The 20751-nt window shown below is 62.8% G+C and carries 15 protein-coding genes and 1 pseudogene; 4 read left to right on the forward strand and 12 right to left on the reverse strand.

Annotation, left to right across the window (positions count from 1 at the left end):
* The first annotated feature begins 1216 nt into the window (after positions 1-1216).
* The 4 genes from A9975_RS22910 to A9975_RS22925 all read left to right on the forward strand — a co-directional run bounded on the left by A9975_RS22910 (position 1217) and on the right by A9975_RS22925 (position 4415).
* Entirely contained in the window at positions 1217-1537 is a 321-nt protein-coding gene (locus tag A9975_RS22910; protein ID WP_150986501.1) for an H-NS histone family protein, read from the forward strand.
* A gap of 155 nt (positions 1538-1692) precedes the next feature.
* Positions 1693-2091 (forward strand): lysozyme inhibitor LprI family protein, encoded by a 399-nt coding sequence (locus A9975_RS22915; protein ID WP_183034799.1) that lies wholly within the window; start codon positions 1693-1695, stop codon positions 2089-2091.
* A 160-nt stretch (positions 2092-2251) separates the two neighbouring features.
* Entirely contained in the window at positions 2252-3409 is a 1158-nt protein-coding gene (locus A9975_RS22920; protein WP_150986502.1) for an acyl-CoA dehydrogenase family protein, read from the forward strand.
* 148 nt (positions 3410-3557) lie between these two features.
* Positions 3558-4415: a hypothetical protein gene (locus A9975_RS22925; RefSeq protein WP_183034800.1), complete on the forward strand. Its 858-nt coding sequence runs from the start codon at positions 3558-3560 to the stop codon at positions 4413-4415.
* A gap of 12 nt (positions 4416-4427) precedes the next feature.
* Here A9975_RS22925 and A9975_RS22930 read toward each other — a convergent pair whose 3' ends face one another.
* The 12 genes and pseudogenes from A9975_RS22930 to tssA form a co-directional block, all read right to left on the reverse strand.
* Positions 4428-5738 (reverse strand): MFS family transporter, encoded by a 1311-nt coding sequence (locus A9975_RS22930; RefSeq protein WP_183034801.1) that lies wholly within the window; start codon positions 5736-5738, stop codon positions 4428-4430.
* 361 nt (positions 5739-6099) lie between these two features.
* On the reverse strand, positions 6100-6483 hold the full coding sequence (locus A9975_RS22935; protein WP_183034802.1) for a PHA-granule associated protein 4: 384 nt from the start codon (positions 6481-6483) through the stop codon (positions 6100-6102).
* Between the two features lie 147 nt (positions 6484-6630).
* Positions 6631-9528, reverse strand: a complete 2898-nt coding sequence (locus tag A9975_RS22940; RefSeq protein ID WP_255503378.1) for a pitrilysin family protein — start codon at positions 9526-9528, stop codon at positions 6631-6633.
* A gap of 203 nt (positions 9529-9731) precedes the next feature.
* Positions 9732-10028, reverse strand: coding sequence for a hypothetical protein (locus A9975_RS22945; protein ID WP_183034803.1), 297 nt, complete (start codon positions 10026-10028; stop codon positions 9732-9734).
* Between the two features lie 389 nt (positions 10029-10417).
* Positions 10418-10642: a transposase DNA-binding-containing protein gene (locus A9975_RS38160; protein WP_254615713.1), complete on the reverse strand. Its 225-nt coding sequence runs from the start codon at positions 10640-10642 to the stop codon at positions 10418-10420.
* Positions 10643-10779: 137 nt separating this feature from the next.
* Positions 10780-10908, reverse strand: a pseudogene (locus tag A9975_RS22955) (IS5/IS1182 family transposase); the annotation flags it as partial.
* Positions 10909-11515: 607 nt separating this feature from the next.
* A complete protein-coding gene (locus A9975_RS22960; protein ID WP_183034804.1) occupies positions 11516-11662 on the reverse strand; it encodes a hypothetical protein in 147 nt (48 codons plus the stop codon).
* Positions 11640-12926, reverse strand: coding sequence for a hypothetical protein (locus tag A9975_RS22965; RefSeq protein ID WP_183034805.1), 1287 nt, complete (start codon positions 12924-12926; stop codon positions 11640-11642). The genes A9975_RS22960 and A9975_RS22965 overlap by 23 nt, the downstream gene beginning before the upstream one ends.
* Complete coding sequence (locus tag A9975_RS22970) at positions 12923-15931, reverse strand: metallophosphoesterase (protein WP_183034806.1); 3009 nt, start codon at positions 15929-15931, stop codon at positions 12923-12925. Before A9975_RS22970 ends, A9975_RS22965 begins: the two co-directional genes overlap by 4 nt.
* Positions 15932-15955: 24 nt before the next feature.
* Positions 15956-16972, reverse strand: coding sequence for a DUF4123 domain-containing protein (locus tag A9975_RS22975; protein WP_183034807.1), 1017 nt, complete (start codon positions 16970-16972; stop codon positions 15956-15958).
* 17 nt (positions 16973-16989) lie between these two features.
* Positions 16990-19485 (reverse strand): type VI secretion system Vgr family protein, encoded by a 2496-nt coding sequence (locus A9975_RS22980; RefSeq protein WP_183034808.1) that lies wholly within the window; start codon positions 19483-19485, stop codon positions 16990-16992.
* Between the two features lie 182 nt (positions 19486-19667).
* Positions 19668-20750, reverse strand: a complete 1083-nt coding sequence (gene tssA / locus A9975_RS22985) for a type VI secretion system protein TssA (protein ID WP_183034809.1) — start codon at positions 20748-20750, stop codon at positions 19668-19670.
* Position 20751: the final 1 nt, after the last annotated feature.

Here is a 20751-nt window from a genome sequence, read left to right on the forward strand (position 1 = left end):
CCGGCGATGCTGGCCGCTCCTGATGGCGGCACGCCATCTAAAGACGGGCAAGCCAAGACAACGCAATTGCGTCAAAGGCTGATGCGCAAAGGATCGCGCCGGGGCATTCCCTTTATGTTCCCTTATGCCCCCTGATGTCCCCTGATGTCGAAGCGATGATCTTCGCAAGCAGCGGTTTCTTCCAGTGCGGGGGGAGCGGATTGCCACTACAGCGGAGACATATCCGTTGCCGATATTGCGTTCGCTCACCACCGTGCGCTGGTGATCGGCGGTCATCGATTGATTGTGCATGCGCCGGTCCAGGCGCCGGAAATCGGTGGCGAATTCCAGCCAGCGCCAGGCGCGCCACGAAAGCATCCAGGCCGGATAGGAGCGGGTAGAACACGGATTCGCCGGGGTGTTGCACCTGGCCCGGCGCCAGCGATCACCGGCCCGGTCGGTAAGGAAAGGAGAAATCCGCGCGGTCTTTTCCGTGCAATGCGGTCCGGCGCCTATTGGAGTGACAGTGAACACGGGATTGCGCAAGCGCGAATGCCGCGTATCAAACGCCGTGCGGGAGCCGGTTGGCCGGGGCTTGCATCGCGCTAGCGGATTGCCATCTCCTGTTTTTGAATGATGCATGGGGCTTGAATGCCAGGCATCAAAGTCAGGATCAAGTCCAGGCGTGGATGCAGGCGAGCTTGCGCTAAAAGTGGATATTGCTTAGCTTCAGGCCCATGCATTTAGCCGGTTTGGGGGCAATTACGGCAAAGCCGGGCGCGCTCCGACAGGCTTTTTTATCACATTGTCTGTACATTTTTCGTGGCAGAACGGGAATTGCGGCTTCGATGCCTGCAGGGCAATGTCCTTTCAGGAACCTTTCTGGATGTTGTCAAATTGTGTCATCGCGCTGTCGGATGAATGCACCGTCAGGACGCATGCCAATGGGGGGATCCAATGGGGGGATCCAATGGCGCCGATGGCATGGCAGAGAAATCCCGCACATAGGGTATTACCTGAACCCGCATTGCGATCCGGAATGCGGAGGCATCGCACGTGCGATCCGGCGTCCAATCGCACCCGCATTCGGCGTTTCCACGGCGTTTTCTATTCTTGTGCAAATCTGGTCGGATGTATCAACTTCTTACGCGATTGGATTTTCTTTAATCAAACGTGGTAGGCTATGCCAGCAAATTTTCCCCTATCATTGAATTAACACCGCTCCAGGAGAATCAAAATGGCAACTTACAAGCAGCTGATTGCAGAGAAGGAAGCGCTCGAAGCAAAGCTGGCCGAGATGCGTGCCAGCGAAGTGGCGGGCGTTATTGCGCAGATCCAGGGCCTGATGGCGGAATATGAGCTGACGGCCGACGACATCGCCCCGAAGCGCCGCCGGGGCCGCCCGGCTGCCAACGCGAATGGCGCCGCGGCCAAGCCCAAGTCCACCCTGCCCGCGAAGTATCGCGATCCCAAGACTGGCGCTACCTGGACCGGCCGTGGCCGCGCACCGGGTTGGCTGGGTAAGAACCGTGCCCGCTTCCTGATCGCCGAAGCCTGATCGCATTGCTGTCTCATTGACGCAGTGGCGCCGGCCCCGCCGGCGCTAGCTTCCCCTTGCGGGCGCTGCGGCAAGCCATTGGCGCAAGCCTTGCGCAAGGCTCGCGCCAATGGCGTCCCTCACCAAATTCCCCCCTCCCAGACCCCAGACCCGATATGAAAAAAGCGCTGCTTTCCGCGTTGCTGCTTTGCGCGTCTTTTGCCGCGCTGGCGGATGAAAAATTGTTGTCAAAGCAATACGGGGCCTGCATGGATCGTCCGGATGTCACTACCGCCGGCATGCACGACTGCATCGCGGCGGAGACGGCGCGGCAGGATAAATCGCTGAATGCCGCCTATAAAAGCCTTCAACAGGCATTGCCTGCCGCCAGGAAAGCAAAATTGCTCGACGCCCAGCGCGCTTGGCTGAAGTTCCGGGACGCCAATTGCAGCTTCCAGGCCGATCCCGATGGCGGCACGATCGCCGGTGTCAACGCGTCTGCCTGTTTTATGCAGATGACGGCGGACCGGGCGCGGGAGCTTAGCGATTTCGCCGCCGAAGCGGCAGGGCGCTAGCCAGCAGGAGGCCAGCCGCACCAGGAATATGCTTCTTTGTGCCCTTCTCTTGATTGTCAAAAGAGATTATCCATTCTGTTCAATACCTGTGGGATTGTCAAAAACGGGTGACGGCGTACCATGTTGGGCACATCGTTGCTTGCTTTGACCGGAGATCCCCATGAGCCTGGATGCAGAATCCTTTTCGCTGCTGCGCGCGTCGGTGCAGCGTTTCATCGACGAACGCCTGAAGCCGGCGGAAGACACGCTCGAGGAAACCGACGATGTGCCGGCGGACATCGTTGCCGACATGAAGGAGATGGGCCTGTTCGGGATCTCCATCCCTGAAAACTACGGTGGCATTGGCCTGTCGATGTCGCAGGAATGCGACGTGGTGTACGACCTTGGCCACACAGCCTTTGCCTTCCGCTCGGTCTTCGGCACCAATGTCGGCATCGGCTCGCAGGGCATCCTGATGGACGGCACCGAGGCACAGAAGCAGGAATACCTGCCCAAGATCGCCAGCGGCGAACTGGTGATCTCGTTCGCGCTGACCGAGCCCAATGCCGGCTCCGACGCGGCTTCGCTGCAGACCAAGGCCGAGCTCGACGGCGACCACTACATCATCAACGGCACCAAGCGCTTCATCACCAACGCACCGCGCGCGGGCGCATTTACCCTGATGGCGCGCACCGGCGGTGCCGGCGCCTCGGGCATCTCCTCGTTCATCGTGCCGGCCAACACCCCGGGCATTTCGCTTGGCAAGCCGGACAAGAAGATGGGCCAGCGCGGCACCAAGACCTGCGACGTGGTGCTGGAAAACGTGCGCGTGCCGGCGGCCAACATCATCGGCGGCGTGCCTGGCGTTGGCTTCAAGACGGCCATGAAGGTGCTCGACCGCGGCCGCCTGCATATCTCGGCGCTGGCCTGCGGCATGGCGCACCGCCTGATCACCGATGCCGTGGCCTATGCCAAGGAGCGCAAGCAGTTCGGCCAGCCGATCGGCGATTTCCAGCTGATCCAGGCCATGCTGGCCGATAGCCAGGCCGAGCTGTACGCCGGCTTGTCGATGGTGCGCGATTGCGCCCAGCGCTACGACGCCAAAACCCCGGGCAAGAGCGATCCGGAAGTCAGCATGCTGGCCTCCTGCACCAAGATGTTCTGCACCGAGATGGTGGGCCGCGTGGCCGACCGCGCCGTGCAGATCCATGGCGGCGCCGGTTATATCGCCGAGTACAAGGCAGAGCGTTTCTATCGCGACGTGCGCCTGCTGCGCCTGTATGAAGGCACCACGCAGATCCAGCAACTGATCATCGCCAAGCAGCTGCTGCGCGACTGATCGGAGGGCGCGGATGCCTGCCGGCACGACCGGCGGGCTCCGCGAGAGGGCCCGTGCCGCACTGGTGCCACTTGTGGGCAGCGTGCATCGGCCTGGCCAATGGACGCGCGCAACGCAATGTCCTGTTGTCTCAACGGAGGCTGCCCCGATGGCTATTGCCGCTCTCAAGGTTCCCGCTAGCTACGCCGGTTTTCCGTCCATGCGCGCCCCTCGCCGGCTCGATACGCCGCCATCGCAAGCGGTGCCCGGCAACGACCACGCAGGCCCGGATAGCACCGCGCCTTGCTACCCGATCATCGCAGCGCTGATGGCCCGCGCCGCGCGGCCCGCCTGCACGCCGCTGGACTGCATCCGCCTGGCGCTCGATGCCGCCGGCGCGCTGGGCCGCGACGATCCGGTTTCCTCGGTCCAGCCAACCCGGCTGCAAAGCTTCGACGGCGCGCTGTATCGCACGGGCACGGGCGCCTGGACGATTCTCTACAGCGATAGCCTGGCGGCGCCGGATGTGCGCTTCATGATTGCGTACCTGCTAGGCCGGCAGCTGCTGGGTGGCAGTGAGCTGGACTACGTGGAATGCACCAACGCCGAGCTGATGGCCATGCCGGACGATGACTCGGCCGGCGGGCTCGCCTACGCCTTTGCCAGCCGGCTGCTGATGCCGCTCAATGCCTGCCGCCTGGCCTTGCCCGGCGCGGTGGACCTCGACGTGCTGGACGCGCTGGCCGAGCGCCTGTGCCTGCCGGTGCATCACGTGGCGCGGCGCTGGCTGTCCTATACCTCGCACAAGGCCGTGCTGACGCTCAAGCGCGATGGCGCTGCGCTGGGCATGTGGGCGAGCGAGACGGCCTTCGGGCTGCGGGCCGATGACCTCGGTGGCGGCATGGGCGTGCGCACGGCGTCGCAGGCATTGTTGCTTGGCGATGGCGTGGGCGTCGAGCTGGCCGTGGGCCCCAGGCACGTGGCAAGCCGCGCAGGCGCGCGCCAGCGCGCTGCCTTTCCCGTCTGACGCGCTGGCGCGTCAGTGCTCGTGGTGCAGGTACTTAGCCTGCCGCGGCAGCCGGAAGCTGACAAGGAACACGATCACCATCATCACCGTCACATACCAGTAGAAGCTGGATTCGTGGCCCAGCGATTTCAGGTCCAGCGCGACATACTCGGCCGAGCCGCCGAAGATCGCGTTGGCCACGGCATAGGCCAGCCCCACCCCCAGCGCCCGGATCTCGGTCGGGAACATCTCGGCCTTCACGATGCCGCTGATGGAGGTGTAGAGGCTCACAATGGCCAGCGCCAGGGAGATCAGCACGAAGGCGACAAAGGGGCTTTTCACGCTCCCGAGCGCCGTCAGGATCGGAACCGTGGCCAGCGTGCCAAGTGAGCCGAACAGCAGCATATTGGCACGTCGCCCGATGCGGTCCGACAGCGCGCCAAAGAACGGCTGCATGCACATGTAGAAGAACAGGCAGCCGGTCATCACGTAGCTGGCTGTCTTGATCGACATGCCGGCGGAGTTGACCAGGTACTTCTGCATATACGTGGTGAAGGTATAAAAGATCAGCGAGCCGCCCGCGGTATAGCCAAGCACGGTGAAGAAGGCCGCCTTGTGATGGCGGAACAGCTCCGTGAGCGTGCCGGCCTCCTTGCTCGCCCGGCTGGCGGCGGAGGTCGTTTCATGCAGGGTGCGGCGCAGGAACAGCGCCACCACCGCCGTGATGGCGCCGATCACGAACGGGATGCGCCAGCCCCATGCCTTGAGCTCAGCCTCGTCGAGGAACTGCTGCAGCACCACCACAACGAGCACCGCCAGCAACTGCCCGCCGATCAGCGTGACATACTGGAACGACGAAAAAAATCCCCGCTGGCCCTTGAGCGCCACCTCGCTCATATAGGTGGCGGTGGTGCCGTATTCGCCGCCGACGGACAGCCCCTGCAGCAACCGCGCGACCAGCAGCAGCGCCGGCGCCCAGGCGCCAATGCTGTTGTAGGTAGGCAGGCTGGCGATCAGCAGCGAGCCGCAGCACATCATCGTCACCGAGATCAGCAGCGAGTTCTTGCGGCCATGCCGGTCGGCAATCCGCCCGAACAGCCACCCGCCAATCGGCCGCATCAGGAAGCCCGCGGCAAATACGCCGGCGGTGTTCAGCAATTGCGCCGTGGGATCGGATTTGGGGAAGAAAGACCCCGCGAAGTAAATGGCGCAGAACGCGTAGACGTAAAAGTCGAACCACTCGACCAGATTGCCGGAAGACGCGGCCACGATCGCGTAGATGCGCTTGCGCTTTTCCTCGGCGCTCGGCGGCGCATCGAGCAGGGGGGCGGACAGGTCTGTCATGGTTTGTCTCTTCCGTTCGGCATGTCGCCCACGCTAAAAGGCCGTGGTGCGAGATCGGCAGGCAGGATTCCAGTGTAGTGCGATTGCGCCGTGATGGCGGCGCAGGGTGACCTGTCTTGCACTACTTGGGGGGGCGGGGAATGGCTGGCGAGGCGGCTCGCAGCCCGTACCGGCGGGGTGCCGGCCGAAAAACGCGTCTGGCCGCATCACGCGGCAGGGCTGGCGCCGTGGGTCGCGGCAGCGGGGCGAGGCGATGGGCCAGGTCCGCTGCGTTTGACGTGAATAACGCCTATTACTGTGTCTTGCCGGGTCTTGTTGGGACTTCTTGGGACTTCTTGGGACTTGCTGCGTCTTGTCTGTGTTACTGCGCTTCTTGCGGCCAGACTCCGTCCACATCCCTTAGCAGATGGCCTGCCAGGATGTAGTCGCCCAGTCGGGTCGCCTTGGCTTCGAGATCGAGCAGTTCATGGTCGGCAAGCGTGCCGAGATCGAACTGGCAATACAGATTGCGCTGCCTGAAGGTGGTCTTGGTCTTAGACAGCCCTTCGATCAGGGCTTCGCGCGAATGGACAGCAATGCTCTCCTGTCCGCGGTATTGCACTTTGATGCCGCGTTTCTCTCCGAGCCGGCCAAGTTCGACGGCGTCCTGCCATCCGGTTTCATAGTCCAGCTCAAGCGCCAGCACATCTTTCGATGCGAGAAGCCGAAGCGCTTCTGCTTTGCTGCTAGCTCGCACTATTGACATCCACACCTCTTATATCGTCTTATACTGTACGAATATACAGTCAACGCGTCATTGCGGCAAGGGGTTGCCCCCAAGCCGTTTGGACTACTGCGCCAGCGGTGTCCCGCACCGCCCTGCGTTGCCACTATTTTCCTCCAGTATTGCCCTTTAGGGGACGGTCACGGCTTCGTTTGCCGGCCCGTTCGCCTTCATTGCCTTCATCGCCTTTGTTGCCTCTATTGTCTTTATCGTCGCCCCGGCATCTTGCACTGCCGTGACAGAAAAATCTCCCGCATACACATGCACCACCCGCGCCGGGTCCAGGTGCTTGCGGATGGCCGCATTGACCTGTTCGACGGTCGCCGTGGCGATACCTTGCTCGTATTCCGTGACAAAGCGCATCGTGCGCCCCAGAAATAGCTGGCTGGCGAGCGTGCCGGCCAACGCGGAATCGCTGGTGCGGGCCAGTGTGCCTTGCTGCAGCAGGCCACTCCTGGCTTGTGCCAGCTCCTCCGGCGTGATGCCGGCGGCTGCCAGCCGCGACAGTTCCTCTTCCACGCCACGCTTGAGCTTGCCCAGGTTCTGCGGCGCATAGAGCGCTTGCATGCCGAAGCGCCCGTTGGTGTCGAGCGCACCTACCTGAACGAAACTGCCGACACTGTAACTGATGCCGTCGTGTTGGCGCAGGCGATCCGCCAGCCGGCTCTTGAGCGCGCTCCCGCCGAACACGCGATTGGCGATCACCAGGGCCGGATATTCCGGTGCATCGCTGGTCAGCGCGACCGGCAGCGCGGCCAGGTAGATGGCATTGGCCTTGTCCGGCGTCTCGCGGGTCAGGTGGGCCGGTGCCAGCGGCACGAAGGGGCGTTCGATGCGGGCATAGGGCACCTGGGCCTGCCAGTCGCCGAACAGCGTGGCCAGTTGCGCCTGCGCCGCCTGGCGGTCGAAGTCGCCGACCAGCGCCACCTGGCCGTGGCTCGCGCCGTAGAAGCGCGTGTGGAAGGCGCGCAGGTCGGCCAGTTGCACTTGCCGCAGCGCCGCGATGTCCTCCTGCGGGGTGCCGACATAGCGCGGATCCCCCAATGGGTAGGGATTGCCGTGACGGCCGAGCACGTTCGATGCGATCGCCTCGGGCTGGCCCAGGCCGCTCTCGATGCCGGCGATGGCGTTGGCGCGCAGGGTCTCGAACTCCGCGGCGGGCAGGCTCGGCTCGCGCAGGATGTCGCGCAGCAGCGCGAGTGTGTCGGCCAGCGTTTCGCGGCGCGCTTCAAAACGCACAGTGACCGCTTCGGCATCGCCCTGGACCGACACCACCGCCTTGAGCGCAGACAGGCGGTCGGCAATCTGCTGCCGCTCCAGGCGGGTGGTGCCGCGTATCAGCATGGCGGCGGTGAGGCTGCCGACCGCGTCCTGGCCTTGCAGGCTGGTGACGTCGCCCATGCGCAGGCTCAGCGTGCCGTTGACGGTCTGGCCGCGGCTGGGCTTGGGCAGCAGCGCGAACTGCATGCCGTTGGCCAGCTTGCCGCGCAGCGTGTGCGCCTCGATATTGTCCGGGCTGGGATCAAAGGCTGCCACCGCGGCCTTGGGCGGCTTGCCCTGGTAGGCCGCCACCAGCGCGGCGACGTCCGGCGCGGCGGGCATGGAGGCCCGGGCCAGCGTCTCGGCCGGCGCATCGCCGGGCATGTCGATGGGAATGAAGCGGCCGAGCGTGCGGTTGCTGGCGCGCAGGTAATTCTGCGCGACCCGTTGCAGGTCCGCTAGCGTGACGCGCTCGGCTTGCTGGCGTGCCACCAGCAGCAGGCGCCAGTCACCCTTGGCGATGGCCTCGGACAAGGCGACGGCGTAGCCGGAAGGATTCTCCAGCAGGCGCTCGTAGCTGTTGAGCAGGCGGGTGCGGGCGCGGTCCAGTTCCACCTGCGTCACCGGCCGGGCGGCAAAGCCCTCCACCTGCGCCACCAGCACCTGGCGCGCGGCTTCGAGATCCTGCGTCTTGCTCAGCCCGGCGGCGAACAGCACCGAGCCGGGATCCTTCATGCCCGATACCGAGCCAGACTGCCAGCTGGCCTTGCCGCTCTCGACCAGCGCCTTGTACAGGCGGCCGCCCGAGCCATCGGTCAGGATATCGGCAAGCAGTTGCAGGGCCACCGTATCCGGATGCGCGCCCGGCGCGATGTGATATTGCACCGCGACCAGTTGCGAGTCGCCCACGCGGCGCAGCGTGACCTCGCGCGCGCCCTCCTGCGGCGGCTCCACGGTGTACTGGACTGGCAGCGCGCGCGTGGGCCGGGGGATGGCGCCGAAGTACTTGCCGATGCGCGCGAGCGTGGCGGCCACGTCGAACTTGCCCGCCACCACCAGCACCGCGTTGTCAGGCTGGTAATAGCGGCGGTAGAAGTCCTGCAGGTTGCCGATGGCGACGTGCTCCACGTCGCTGCGCGCACCGATCGGCGCCTTGCCGTAGTTGTGCCAGCGATAGGCGGCCGAGCGCATCTGCTGCATCAGCATGCCACCGGGATTGTTCTCGGCGCGCTCCATCTCGTTGCGCACCACCGTCATCTCGCTGTCGAGCGCCTCGCGCGCGATAAAGCTGTTGACCATGCGGTCCGCTTCCATCTTCAGCGCCCAGTCGAGGTTTTCCTCGCTGGCGGTGAAGCTCTCGTAGTAGTTGGTGCGATCGAACGCGGTGGTGCCGTTGAACTGCATGCCGCGGCGCGTGAGCTCCTGCGCAATGGTGTTGCCCGGCAGCGCCGGCGTGCCCTTGAACAGCAGGTGTTCGAGCAAGTGCGCCATGCCAGTCTCGCCATAGTTCTCATGGCGGCTGCCGACCAGATAGGTCATGTTGACCGTGGTGACGGGCTGCGCAGCATCGGGCGCAAGCAGCACGCGCAGGCCGTTGGGCAGCCGGTACTCGGTAATGCCTTCCACGCTGACAACTTCCGCCGGCGCCGCGCCGGGCAGCTTCGCGGCGGCAGGCGCCGGCGCCTGGGCCACGCCCGGCGCGGCGTTTGCGGATACGCTGAAAGCCAGGGCTAGCAGCAAGGAAAGGCGCTTGATGATGAGACGCATGCGGAATTCGAAGTCTGGATTGGCTCCCTTGTCGCGGAGATCTGTGCGATTCAGCGGGGCGCGGCAAGGCAGCGGTAAGGCTGGCCCGATGGCCGATTCTAGCTGTTGCCGCGCCCACAGCGGCATGTTGCTGCGTTTTTCAACCGGTGTGCATTGAATTTGGGAATTTTCCGCACCCCTCAAGCCGTGGCAGCGCGCTGGCATCATCCATCGCCACTCTCGCCCTCCGGCTCATCCATCGCGGCGGCCAGTTCGCTCAACACCAGCGTCTCGTGCGCAAGCACGGCCACCAGCGAAAGCAGATGGGCCTGGGTCTCTTCACCAAGGTTGCAGAAGGTGCCGCCCGCCGCGTTCTCGACGGCGACAGACAACAACGCATTGAGCTGCGCGGTTTTTTCCGCGGCAAGGCTTAGCGGGCTTTCGGATGGAGCATGCGCGGTCAGGAAGGTATCGCGGCCTGTGCGTTGGGCGGTGATGTTGTAGCGCGGGTAGTTATACATCGAGCGCCCTCCATTGGGGTGCGCGCAGGCGCTGGCGAATGATGGGGAGCTTGGGGGATGCGATTTGCCCGGAATGGGCGAGCGAAGACTGGGGCATGGAGGTGCCTCCTTCTTAAGCGATTTCGACCCCGCTCCCCGCTGCTAATCGGGGTGGGCGGGCGCATGGCGAGGTTAGCAGACCGGTAAGAAGGAACCAGCGAGCCCGAAGGCTCCCCCGCCAAGGCCCGCCCATAGGGACGTGCGAAGGCGCGACGGACAAAAACCGCCTGGCGGCGGTTGTCCGCCTTCCTAAACGGGCTGCTAAACCCGGCCGCTGTGGTTGCAGCGACGAGCGAAGTATAGCGTCGCGCCATGCAGCCTAACCCAGCCGCAACAAAAAGTCACACCCGCTACCAGCGCCAAATATCGACCCGCCCTGGCCACAGTGCGCTCCAATGAGGCCGCATCACGTCTGTCCACTCGATCTCCTCGTTGCGGAAAAATCGATAGGCAGCGATGGTCGCTGACCATCCACCGCATGCCCCCGGGCCGTCAAGAAGCTGACGGAAGCGGGAACAGTACTGCGCAGGCGCGGAGCAAGCGGCGCGCGTCAATCTCGTTGTCGCCTCAGTCATGCAGCCAACGGCTGTATGTCTTCGGTCCGTGCATGGTGGAGCGTTTCCTTGTGCTGGTTTCTGACTTCGACAATCAGATTCTCAGTTGAAACCGCCACCGCCTTCAACTCCCTGCCTCAACTCCCCGCCCGTACACCACTTTCGACTTTCGCTGGCGGCACAACCAGCGCCACGAATTCACGCCACGGCACCACGCGCTGCATCTCGTCAAGAAACACGCGCGTGCGCCGGTTGCTCAAGTCCAAGCCGAGGTCCGTCTGTTTCATGCGCTCATTGTGGCTGCCAAGCCTGCTCATGGATATCAGGCATTGTGCGGGTTTTGAACACAATCCTTAGCGGATGGCCCGGCGCATGTCGGTTGGTCGCAAGCGCTGGATGTGCGTGTTCGCAGAACGCTTACGCCGCGCAGTAGTTCCATGCAACACAGCGTGGCCGCCGAGAGTCGGTTCGCGGTTCTGTACCAGGATCGAATCACCCACCTATCCACGTCACCGAGATCGTGCTCGGCTCGCCAGCCAATGCGGCCCTATCGGCCACAACATCCGACCACCGTAGAAATGGGCATAATCCACATCAATACAAGCAGATAAATCAAGCATATGCCGGCAAGCATCCCAAATATAACGAGTGGTGCCCAATAATTCCATCGCTTCCTGTGGGATAAGATGGAGAAAACGTGATATGTCGTATAGAGCCAACCAACTCCGCTGACGATGAAACCAAAAGAACCGTCAGTCTTAATACTCAGCGTCGATAGCAGCGTAGCTATCAGCATCAAGAAAAGAATGGCAACTGGCATGGAAAGGACTGTGAGAAGCATCCCGATGCCAATGCATTGCGATGCGGAAAGCCGACGTTCTTTCTGATCAGGATTCATGTATTTTGTGAGCGTTGTGCACGCTTGACGATGGTTAGCGCATTGCGCAAGGAGAAAGGTATCAGTTCGCGATAGGCATGACGCAGCAGCGAATACACCAGCAGGTCATCCAGTCCGCGCTCAGAGTCGGACATTGCTGCCATCGGTCAGGATCTGCTGCCCTGTATATCGGACCAGCCCCTTGGCATCGAGTTTCTGTACCTGGACGCCGGTGAAGTCGATGGCCTTGATGATGTTGGTATTGCGGAAAGTGAGCGAGCCAATCTTGCTGGTGACGAAGCTGGCTTTGTCGGCGGTGAAGTTGTCGATCAAGACGTCAGCGGAATCCAGCCACAGTGCGGCCTTCGGGATGGTGCAGTTGCGAATCACTGTACTGTCCTGGCCTCCCATGATCCAGCACCCAGAAACGGTCTCACCAACTTGGTTCGCCACGTTCCTGTCGCTCTGATCATCGCGCCCGCATTCCACGTTCTCCAGCACAACGGATTTCAGGTTCTTGCGGTCCCCAAGCGAAACGAAGCAGTCGAGCGAACGATAGAGCTTGTCGTAGCTTTCCTCGGGGTTGACATTGACGCCCCTGAACCTGCTGTTTCGGATGGTGATGGAGCGAGCGTTGGCGAACATATCGACCATCGCGCCAGCCTGCACGCCCTCGATCAGGACATCGCCCAGCACGTCGGATTGGCCGATCTCCAGGATATCGAACTTGCTATTGCGGATGGTGAGGCTGGTGAGGGACGATCTCGCGATTTGCGTCTCCCCTTTGAACGTGCAGTTGTCGATGGTGACCGTGGCGCGGTACTGCTTGCCATTGTCCCAAGTCCCATTTTTTGCATCAATGCTCCCAAATTTGCAGTCGCGATAGCTGACGATACTGTTGCCACCAATATCCATGTACTGGCCGGTGCAGCGCTCATAGGAAACATCTCCTTTAAAGTAGATGGCACCATATTGATTGAGATCAGGGTTCTTCCCGCCAAAATCGCATTCGACGAAGCGGACGTTTTTCCCACTTGGTGCCATCAGGTAAGCCCGGCCCATCGTATCGCTGCGGAGGAAGAGAACGTCCTCCATGGCAGAGGCCTGGAAATTGGAGCCTGGAAACTGGCAATGTTCGAACACGCAATTGCGCATGCGTAACAGATGAAATACGCCATAGAAGATGCAATCGTAGAAGTGGATGTTTTCCCACTCCAATTTGTAGAAGTCCGTGCCGCCCAGACCAAAATCTGCGCTGCTGATCTTCAGCCGCTGATCTCCCAATGCCTTGCGGCGCTTCTCCGGGTCCATCAGCAAGGCATACTCGCGCGGCATTTCTTCAATCTTCTTGGCAGTCATTCTGGTGCATCCGGTAGTGGTGAGGCTGGCTATGCCCAGCAGCGCGAGGAAGCGGCGGCGGCTGGTCATTGAGTGTCTACGCCAGTAACGCTATTGGCGACGGGATATCGGGTTTCACCAAGGGTTTTGGACAGCCAGTCCCAATCAGGCACCTCGCCCTGTTCGCCAAGCCGTCGGCGCAGCACGGGCATGGGCCCGTATCCGGTTTTACGTATGCGGAATTCCACGGGGAAGAACCATGAATCGAGCTTGAAGTGGTTAGCCGGAAACCCCTTTGGCGCCTTGAGCTTGACCTCGCAGAACCAGCGGGTGGTTTTCGCGTCCTGTAGTTCCTTGACATCGGCGAGCTTGGCGGCCGGCAGGGCCATCTCGTAGACCCCGCTTTGCGGCGCTGCCACCGGGGATTCGTGGGCGCTACCTCCGGCGAGGTGCCGGAACTTGAGCGTGGTGTCAAATGGCATCCATGTGCCGCTGTCGTTTTGTAGCGTGTTCTTCTTGAATCCCCAAAGCCTGATTGCCACAATGCATTCAAGCTTCTGCGTCTTCGGCCCAACAACCAGGAAGATGGTACTGCCCTTGGCAGGCTCCCACTGGAGCACCCGTTCGGCGTCGCTGATCTCCATGTAATCCAGCGCCACTGCCAAACGCGGTTGCGCGCTGCCCTTGGTATAGGTGATCTGCCGGAATGGCGACTTTGCGGTGCTGTCGTAGAGCGTGCCCGAGGGCGGCGTGAGGGTCCAGCCACCCAGTTCGTGATTCAGGTTCTGCACGCCAATCGGCCCGCCGCAGGAACTCACGACGAACTTTGTCACGCCGGGCTCGATCGCATTGGCTTTGTCGTTGGGCTGCAGTCCGGGGTCGAAAGCACCGACGACGTGTACGACGCTTCCTTGCTCCGATTGGGACGTGGTGTACACGCCGGCGCGGTGCGAGTGCCCGCTGAAATGCACGTCCACACCGCCCGTCTTGCGTTGGTTGGCGCAGTTCTGGAAAAACCAGGCCAGATTGCGTTCGCAGGTGCCCATATTATTGAAGTTCCAGCCGCCGCTGTTTTCTCCTGCTTTGGTGCAGTCGCCCAGCGCATTGGCCGGCACGAACATGCGGTCCCGATCGGAGAAGGCCACCTTGGTGTCATAGTTGACGAATGTGAAGTGCGAAAACAGCAGCATCTGTCCATGGTATTTGCTCTTCGCCAGGTACTGGGTCCTGTTCAGCAGTGCACGCTGCGCATCGCTGATGGCTTGCTTGGCGCGCGGCAGGATGCCCGCTCCCTGCTTGTCCGCACGCAGCGGCATTGTTCCCGACAGATTGACATACTCCTCTTCCGGTCCCCAGTCCAGGCCGAGCATGTATTGCGTGCCGTAGACATGGCGCCAGTCCGAAAGCGGTGTGAACAGGATGAAGAACCAGTCGTAGTAGCCTGCGTCGTAGTTTTTCGCGGTAAGCACCTGAGGGTAGGTTGGCCCATAGGCCAGACAGGCTTCGTAGATGGTCAGGTTGTGATCGGCCGCGATGCCATCATTGGCCTTTGCCTCAACGAACTCACTGGCGCGGTCCGCATCGGCATAGACATCGGCCGGACTGCGGGTAAGATAAGCATCCTTGCCGATTGCTGCCAGCAACTTATACTTGGTCGCTGCGCTGGCAAGCCCGGCGGCCCCCAGGTTGACCGGCCTGAGCCCATGGGGCGCCTTGCCGAAGGCGCCTTCGTCCTCGAGCACCCCGGCAGCCAGCACCCAGGGGTTCTGGCGGGGCGAGATGCCGTAGGGTATCTGGTACGCCTCGTGGTTGCCTGTGGTCAGGAACACCGGCAGGTTCAGTTCGCGGTAGGCATGACGCAGCAGCGAATACACCAGCATGTCGTCCAGTCCGCGCTTGTACAGTGCGCCGTCCCCGATCTTGTTCAGAACATTGAACGCTTTCCACTGTTCGCCTATGTTGTCAGCCGGCACCGCAGCCGGATCCAGGTTGCGGTTAAAGTCGAGCAGGTCGCCGGTGATGACCAGGGCGTCAGCCTTTGGCGTGTCGGAGTCACCCTTGCCGAAGCGTTCCACCAGGCCGTGCAGCGCAATGAAGCTATTGCACAGGTTGGAAGCCGGCGGCTTGGCCGGCGTCTCGGGCGCGGGAGCGCCGCCGGGCAACTCCAGCAGATGGGCCGGGGATTTTGCCAGCGCGTTTTGTCTGGCGTTGACGTGCACGTCGGAGAGATGGCCGATCTTGAGGGCCGTGGCCTTGCTGCGGATGATCGGGTGCCACGCCATCAGGCGATGCGTCGTCTCCGGTGTTTGCCTTGGCAGGGCCGTTGCCGACAACGGCGCTTTCAGATCGAACTCATACAGGTTGGGGTAGTGGCTTCGCTGGGGATTGGTCTTCTGCGCGTCCAGGAAATCCAGGATCACCTGGTCCTGATACTCCCACATCTCCACGCCTTTCAATTCGGGGCGTTGCACGTACTTCTGCGGCACCGGCACCATCCAGGCGAAGGTGCACATGGTACTGAGGCTCGCGCCGCCCGGCAGCTTGGACAGATCGATTTCGATCTCGTAGATGTGGCTCAGTCCGGAATACATCTTGACTGTGGCCGGGCGAATGATGGCCACTGGCTCGCCACTGTGGTTCACCATCATGCCGCCCCTGAATGCGCCTACTTGCCAGACCCGTACCGCAGCCATGGCAAGCGGCGCAGCCTTGCCGTCGGCAAACAGCATGGTGTCCTTGGTCTCCTTGGCGGTCTGCTTCCCCTTGATGGGGTACAGGCGCAGGTGACGGTCCACGAAGACGGCCCCATACTTGGTGTTGAGGACTTTGTTGCCGAAGTACTCCGTGGGCCGAAGGGGCGCGTCAAAGCCAACGCCAAAGTACTGATTCGCGAGAGGCTCCGCGGCGATAAAGATGCTGCACTTGTTCTGCCCTGGCGGCAGGATTAGCGGTGTGCCGAGATTTGGACTAAGAATGACGGCCCGGATCGGTGCCTTCTCTTCGCAGTCCACGCAACCCGCTATCTTAGGCTCGTGCGTGACATTGGTGAAGCTGGTTCGTACCTTCTCGGCAGGGGTGAGTTCAGAAGATGCCATCGGGGATTCCATTGCAGATCGTAGTCAGCGCGCGAGTCCGGATGCGCCGGGTCCAAGCAGGCTGGCAAAGCGTGAGCGTTGCGCCGCCAGGTGTTGCTGGCCCACCGTGTGCGCGAGCACCCAATCCGAGTCGGCCGATGTGGCGACAGCGCGCATGAATGAGCCCGCCACGTTGTCCTTCGTTGCCAAGGCCTGCGCAACGTGCGGTAGCGCCTCGTCGAACAGCGGGTGGGTGCGCAGTCCGATGGAGGCAAATAGTCGGATGCTGTCCTGCGTTGCGAGACCATGCTGACGTGCGCGCCGAATCAGATCATTAACAATCTGGTATTGCAGGTGCGGAGCCAGCGCGTCGAGTTCGCCCTGCCTGATGTCTTCTGTAACGATCAGGCTGAGGATCAGATCGGGCTCGCCGGCTCTGCCAAGTGCAGATATCAACGTATCGGGTAACGCGAAGCACGCATGTTCGGATTGGAACTGCTGGCTGTTCTTTCCTTCGGTGATTTGCCAGCCAAGTTCTCTGTCCCACAAGGCTAGCGTGTCGAGCGGCGCCAGCAGCGCAGTGCGCATGATCTGCGGCGCTATTGTCAGCAGTGACGCCATGACCCGGGGGTCGTAGTAGCGCAGTTGCACCGAATCGCCGCTTTCCAGAAGGCCGTTCAGGCAGCCTCGCAGGTGGGTATGAAGTTTGAAGTCCGGCAATCGGCTACTGAGAAAGCAAACCGTCCAGCCGTATTCCATCAAGCCGACGATCGCTTCGAGGGCGCCTTCATTCGCGTTGCCCAGATCGATCAGGTAGGGGCCGACAGATTCCAACTGGGCTTCCGGCGTATGACGCAGGATGGGCTCAAATGACAATCCGAGCTTTTGAAGCAGGGCGTCCAGATCGACCTCGGTAAGGTGAAGCTGGCCTGCATCTATCAAGGCGTAGGACGCCACCGTTTCTTGTCCCGTCTTCGTTGTCAACCAGCGTCGCGCATCAGCAAGTAGTGCTTGCCGGAAGATCTGGCGCAGCGCTGGCTGCGTCCAATCGGCGTGTGTCATGCTCGTATTGCTCGCGGTCATTGCCTTGCCCCGGGGACACTGCGTTCGGTCACGGCAGAACCCTGCTGCGCCGCTTGCACGGCGCAGGGCAGGCAAACGCCGGAAGGCGGCATGGCCACCGGCATGGTCAGGGACTTTTTCCCTGGCCATCCATGTGTCGCCGCATGCGCTTTCCAGGTGCCCGGCGTGCCTTCCTCGATGCCCCCCTGACCGACCTTCAGGTAACTGCCACCGGCCAGGAATGTCACCGCCTTGGGCGAAACGATCTCAATCCGGTCCTGAGCGCTGATGAGCATCAGCACCCTTTGAGCAATGATTTCGATGTTGTCGTCGTGGGACTGCACTTCGATCTTGCCTTTGGCCGCAATGAAGCGCAGTCCTCGCTTGCGCGCGAACAGCACGAGGCGCTCGGCCGCGCTGGCCAGGAAGCTCTTGCCGGTGGCGAGGGTAAGGTGCTCGCCGCTCGAGATCGCAGTGTGCTGCGCGCTGTGCAGATGGATATCCTCGCCGGCGGTGGCCGCGAGGCCGGCGGGGCTGGCCAGCACCAGCACCGGTTGCGACAGTTCACCCTGCTCGCCGCTGCCCTTGATGGCGTCGTGCTGCGCTTGGGCGGCGTGCGCGACCTTGACCTGCTCACCGTCGAGTGCGCGCTGGTGATCGGCCACCTCGCCCAGCGTGCGCTGGATCTCTTGGCCGTTCTTCAGGCGCGCAGCGGTTTCGCCAAGATCCTTGTGATGGCCCTGCGCGTCGTGCCGGGCCTCGGTGCTGACCAGCATCCCGGCGCCGCCGCGTACCGCCCCCCAACCGTCGGTGCGCAGCTCGAGCCCTTCGCCGCGCTTGTCCTTGCGCCCGTCGGCATCCGGGATGCGCACCATGTAGCCCATGCTGAGCATCGAGGCCTGGTGATCGCTGCCGATCTGGGTCTGGATCTCGCCCTGGGTATCGTCTTGCACGAAGGTGTTGTGGCGCTCGCCGAACAACTCCTTGCTGCGAAAGCCCGACAGCGCATGCTGGCTGGGCAGGTTCCACTGGGGCTTGTTGACGCGGTTGGCCGCCCGGCCGGTGATGATGGGGCAGTCGGCGTTGCCGGTGAGGAAGTCCACGATGACTTCCTGGCCGATGCGTGGCAGGTGAATGGCGCCGTAGTTGTCGCCTTGCCAGTTCGAGGATGCGCGCACCCAGCAGGAGCTTTGTTCGTTGCGTTGGCCGATCCTGTCCCAGTGAAGCTGAATTTTCACGCGCCCGAACTGATCCACCCACAGCATCTGGTTGTCGGGACCCACGACGGTGGCGGTCTGGGGACCAAAGGTGCGCGCCCGCGCCTGGTTGCGATCGGGCCGGAAGATCTCGCTGGTGGGCTGGGCCTCGAAGGCGATGTCACAGCGCCACTGCTGACCCTGGCCGGAAGCCTCTGCCACGTCCTCGATCTCCAGCACCGTCGCGAAGACCAGGTATTCCCGGTTCGCCGATCGACTCGGGTGATGCGTCAGCTTGAAGGTGCAGCCGGGCACCACGGCGCGGAGATTGCCGCGCCCCTTGGCACGGCTGGCGTGCTGGCGGATCGCTTCGATGCGGATGCGCGAGAGCATATCGCCCTCCTGCCAGGGATCATTGTCCGTGGCGGGCTGTGCATGGGTGCCGGGCCATTCGACCATCTCGCCGTCTGCGTGCGCAGTGTCTCGCGGATCGGCGGTGCCCACGGTCAAATCGGCCCGCGGCTTCACGAAGTCGTAATCGTTCGCTGTCCACTTGCCGGACACGAGCTTGTCGACAATCTGGAAGTCGAACAGGTGCTCCTCGTCGACCCGGTCGGCGCTGGGGTACCAGCGCAGGGTGTGGTAGGCGGGACTCGCGAAGCGCCGGAAGGCGCCGTTGCCATCGGTCAGCACCAGCCGGTGCCTGCCTTCCGAGTGTTCAAAGAAGAATGAGATGCCCCATTCTTCGGTCAGGCGCTTGAAGAATGCATAGTCCGTCTCGCCGTACTGCACCTGGTATTCTCGCCTGGGATAGCGCGCTACATCGAGCCGCTTTTCCACAGGGAAGGTGTAGTCGGCCAGCAGTTCGTCCAGGATCTCGACGACGGTCTTCTGCTGGAAGATCTTGTAGTCCGTGGTGCGCGTGGCGAGCCAGAGCCAGGGGCGCAGGGTCAAACGGTAGACGGCTTGCCGCCCGATGATGATCGGGCCTTGGACCTCATGCACAATGCCGGTGATCTCACGGGTGCCGGCGCCCACATTCCCGGCCAGGCCGGTGCCGCTACCCTCGAGTTCAATCTCGATGGTAAGTTCCTTCCCCTGCATTGCCTGCAGGTCCAGGTTGGCTTCCGGGCCAAACCACACGTGGCGGCTGTCAGGCGTTTTGAGCTCAATCTCGTACACGAAGAGCGTATTGACCCCGTCCCGTCCCTTCAGGCGGGAGAAGGTCAGCGCCGATTGCCCAAGGAGGGCGGGCAGGCCGGTGCCCTTGACCGTGACGGCACGCGCCGAATTGAACGGCAAATCTCGAAGTCCCATGGGCCGATCCTTGCGATGTGTGGGTTAGAGACGACGTACCGTCATGCACAGGGCAATGCGGTCACGTAACTGCAGCTCCCAGCCTGTGAGTTCCGGTTGGGAGCAGGGCCACGCTTGTCTGGCACGGCCTCGATCTCGATAACGTAAAGGGACCCTGACGGCGGCTGCGGCTGCGCGACGGCTCATTCGGCCTCCTCCTCCAGTGCCCAGCGCTGGACAAGATCGGGTGGGATCGCCTGAAACACCTCATCGAAGCGCTTGCCCACGAGGCGCTCGGCCTGTCCGAGCAGCAGGGATACGGGACTGCTGGGCTCGTGACGCTCGAACCACTGACGGGCAGCGTGGATCTGAGAGAGGGCAGCTTGGCGGTCGATGGGCATATCGTCGGTGTCCCCCGCACAGGAGAGGTGTGCGGACTGCGCATGCACCGCATTGGGAGATGGCGCCAGTGCTGCCGGAGCGGTCTTGGCGGCGGGAGCGGGAATGGCTTGCGCGGGCGCTGGCTGGGCAAGCTCGGCGTTGCCGACCAGGCGCAGCAGCTTTCCCAGGGGGGCCAGGTCCGGCGCATGGCCTGGCAAGGTGTCCTCGCACCAGCGCTGCAAGACTTCGGCCAGCCGGCACGCCTCGTCCATGGCGGCCATCTGGGGGAGTCCTTGATTGCGCAACGCCTCCAATTGCTGGCGCACCGACTCCGGCGCAAGTGCGTCGGCGGCGCGGGGCGCGCCCAGTGCGCGTTCCACGTCCCGGATTTGCAGGCGCGTGGCAGCATTGCCGGCGAGGGGGATCTCACGCACATCAGCAACGAGCCCCTCCGGATCGGCCAGCGCCGCCAGCGCATTGGCCCGCAGGGCCGGATCGTGTTCGCCATCCGCGTCCAGCCGTGGGTGAATGGCGGCCGGGTAGGTGGTGAGCAGGCGTTCCAGGAGCGCCAGGCCGTCGCGCAGGCCTTCCGCCTGGTCTAGCCGGGTGCGACAGCGCAGGAACAGTGTTAGCAGCCGGATATCCTTGGTGCGCAACAACAGCCGCCGGCAGTTGCGTTCCAGCTCGGTCCAGTTCAGCGGCTCGGCCTGCGCGACGAACTCGCCGTACTGGGCCTCCGCGCGTGGCGCGGCCTTCGCCAGCAGTACCACGAACTCGGCATCGTATTCGAGGTCCTCTCCACAGGGCAGGGTGGCATCGACCGGTGTCGCCAGATCGGCAAAGCGGATCGGCGGCAGCGCTTGCGCCTTGGGCGCAGGAGTGGGCGTCGTGGTCTTGGCCTTCATG

Origin of the sequence: Cupriavidus sp. UME77 (genome assembly GCF_014170355.1) — a bacterium.
GTDB classification, from domain to species: Bacteria; Pseudomonadota; Gammaproteobacteria; order Burkholderiales; family Burkholderiaceae; genus Cupriavidus; species Cupriavidus basilensis.

What these genes read in the sequence shown, in the direction of transcription:
- A9975_RS22910 (WP_150986501.1), top strand. Translation starts at nt 1,217, where the DNA reads ATGGCAACTTACAAGCAGCTGATTGCAGAGAAGGAAGCGCTCGAAGCA.
- A9975_RS22915 (WP_183034799.1), top strand. Translation starts at nt 1,693, where the DNA reads ATGAAAAAAGCGCTGCTTTCCGCGTTGCTGCTTTGCGCGTCTTTTGCC.
- A9975_RS22920 (WP_150986502.1), top strand. Translation starts at nt 2,252, where the DNA reads ATGAGCCTGGATGCAGAATCCTTTTCGCTGCTGCGCGCGTCGGTGCAG.
- A9975_RS22925 (WP_183034800.1), top strand. Translation starts at nt 3,558, where the DNA reads ATGGCTATTGCCGCTCTCAAGGTTCCCGCTAGCTACGCCGGTTTTCCG.
- A9975_RS22930 (WP_183034801.1), bottom strand. Translation starts at nt 5,738, where the DNA reads ATGACAGACCTGTCCGCCCCCCTGCTCGATGCGCCGCCGAGCGCCGAG.
- A9975_RS22935 (WP_183034802.1), bottom strand. Translation starts at nt 6,483, where the DNA reads ATGTCAATAGTGCGAGCTAGCAGCAAAGCAGAAGCGCTTCGGCTTCTC.
- A9975_RS22940 (WP_255503378.1), bottom strand. Translation starts at nt 9,528, where the DNA reads ATGCGTCTCATCATCAAGCGCCTTTCCTTGCTGCTAGCCCTGGCTTTC.
- A9975_RS22945 (WP_183034803.1), bottom strand. Translation starts at nt 10,028, where the DNA reads ATGTATAACTACCCGCGCTACAACATCACCGCCCAACGCACAGGCCGC.
- A9975_RS38160 (WP_254615713.1), bottom strand. Translation starts at nt 10,642, where the DNA reads ATGACTGAGGCGACAACGAGATTGACGCGCGCCGCTTGCTCCGCGCCT.
- A9975_RS22960 (WP_183034804.1), bottom strand. Translation starts at nt 11,662, where the DNA reads ATGGCAGCAATGTCCGACTCTGAGCGCGGACTGGATGACCTGCTGGTG.
- A9975_RS22965 (WP_183034805.1), bottom strand. Translation starts at nt 12,926, where the DNA reads ATGACCAGCCGCCGCCGCTTCCTCGCGCTGCTGGGCATAGCCAGCCTC.
- A9975_RS22970 (WP_183034806.1), bottom strand. Translation starts at nt 15,931, where the DNA reads ATGGCATCTTCTGAACTCACCCCTGCCGAGAAGGTACGAACCAGCTTC.
- A9975_RS22975 (WP_183034807.1), bottom strand. Translation starts at nt 16,972, where the DNA reads ATGACACACGCCGATTGGACGCAGCCAGCGCTGCGCCAGATCTTCCGG.
- A9975_RS22980 (WP_183034808.1), bottom strand. Translation starts at nt 19,485, where the DNA reads ATGGGACTTCGAGATTTGCCGTTCAATTCGGCGCGTGCCGTCACGGTC.
- tssA (WP_183034809.1), bottom strand. Translation starts at nt 20,750, where the DNA reads ATGAAGGCCAAGACCACGACGCCCACTCCTGCGCCCAAGGCGCAAGCG.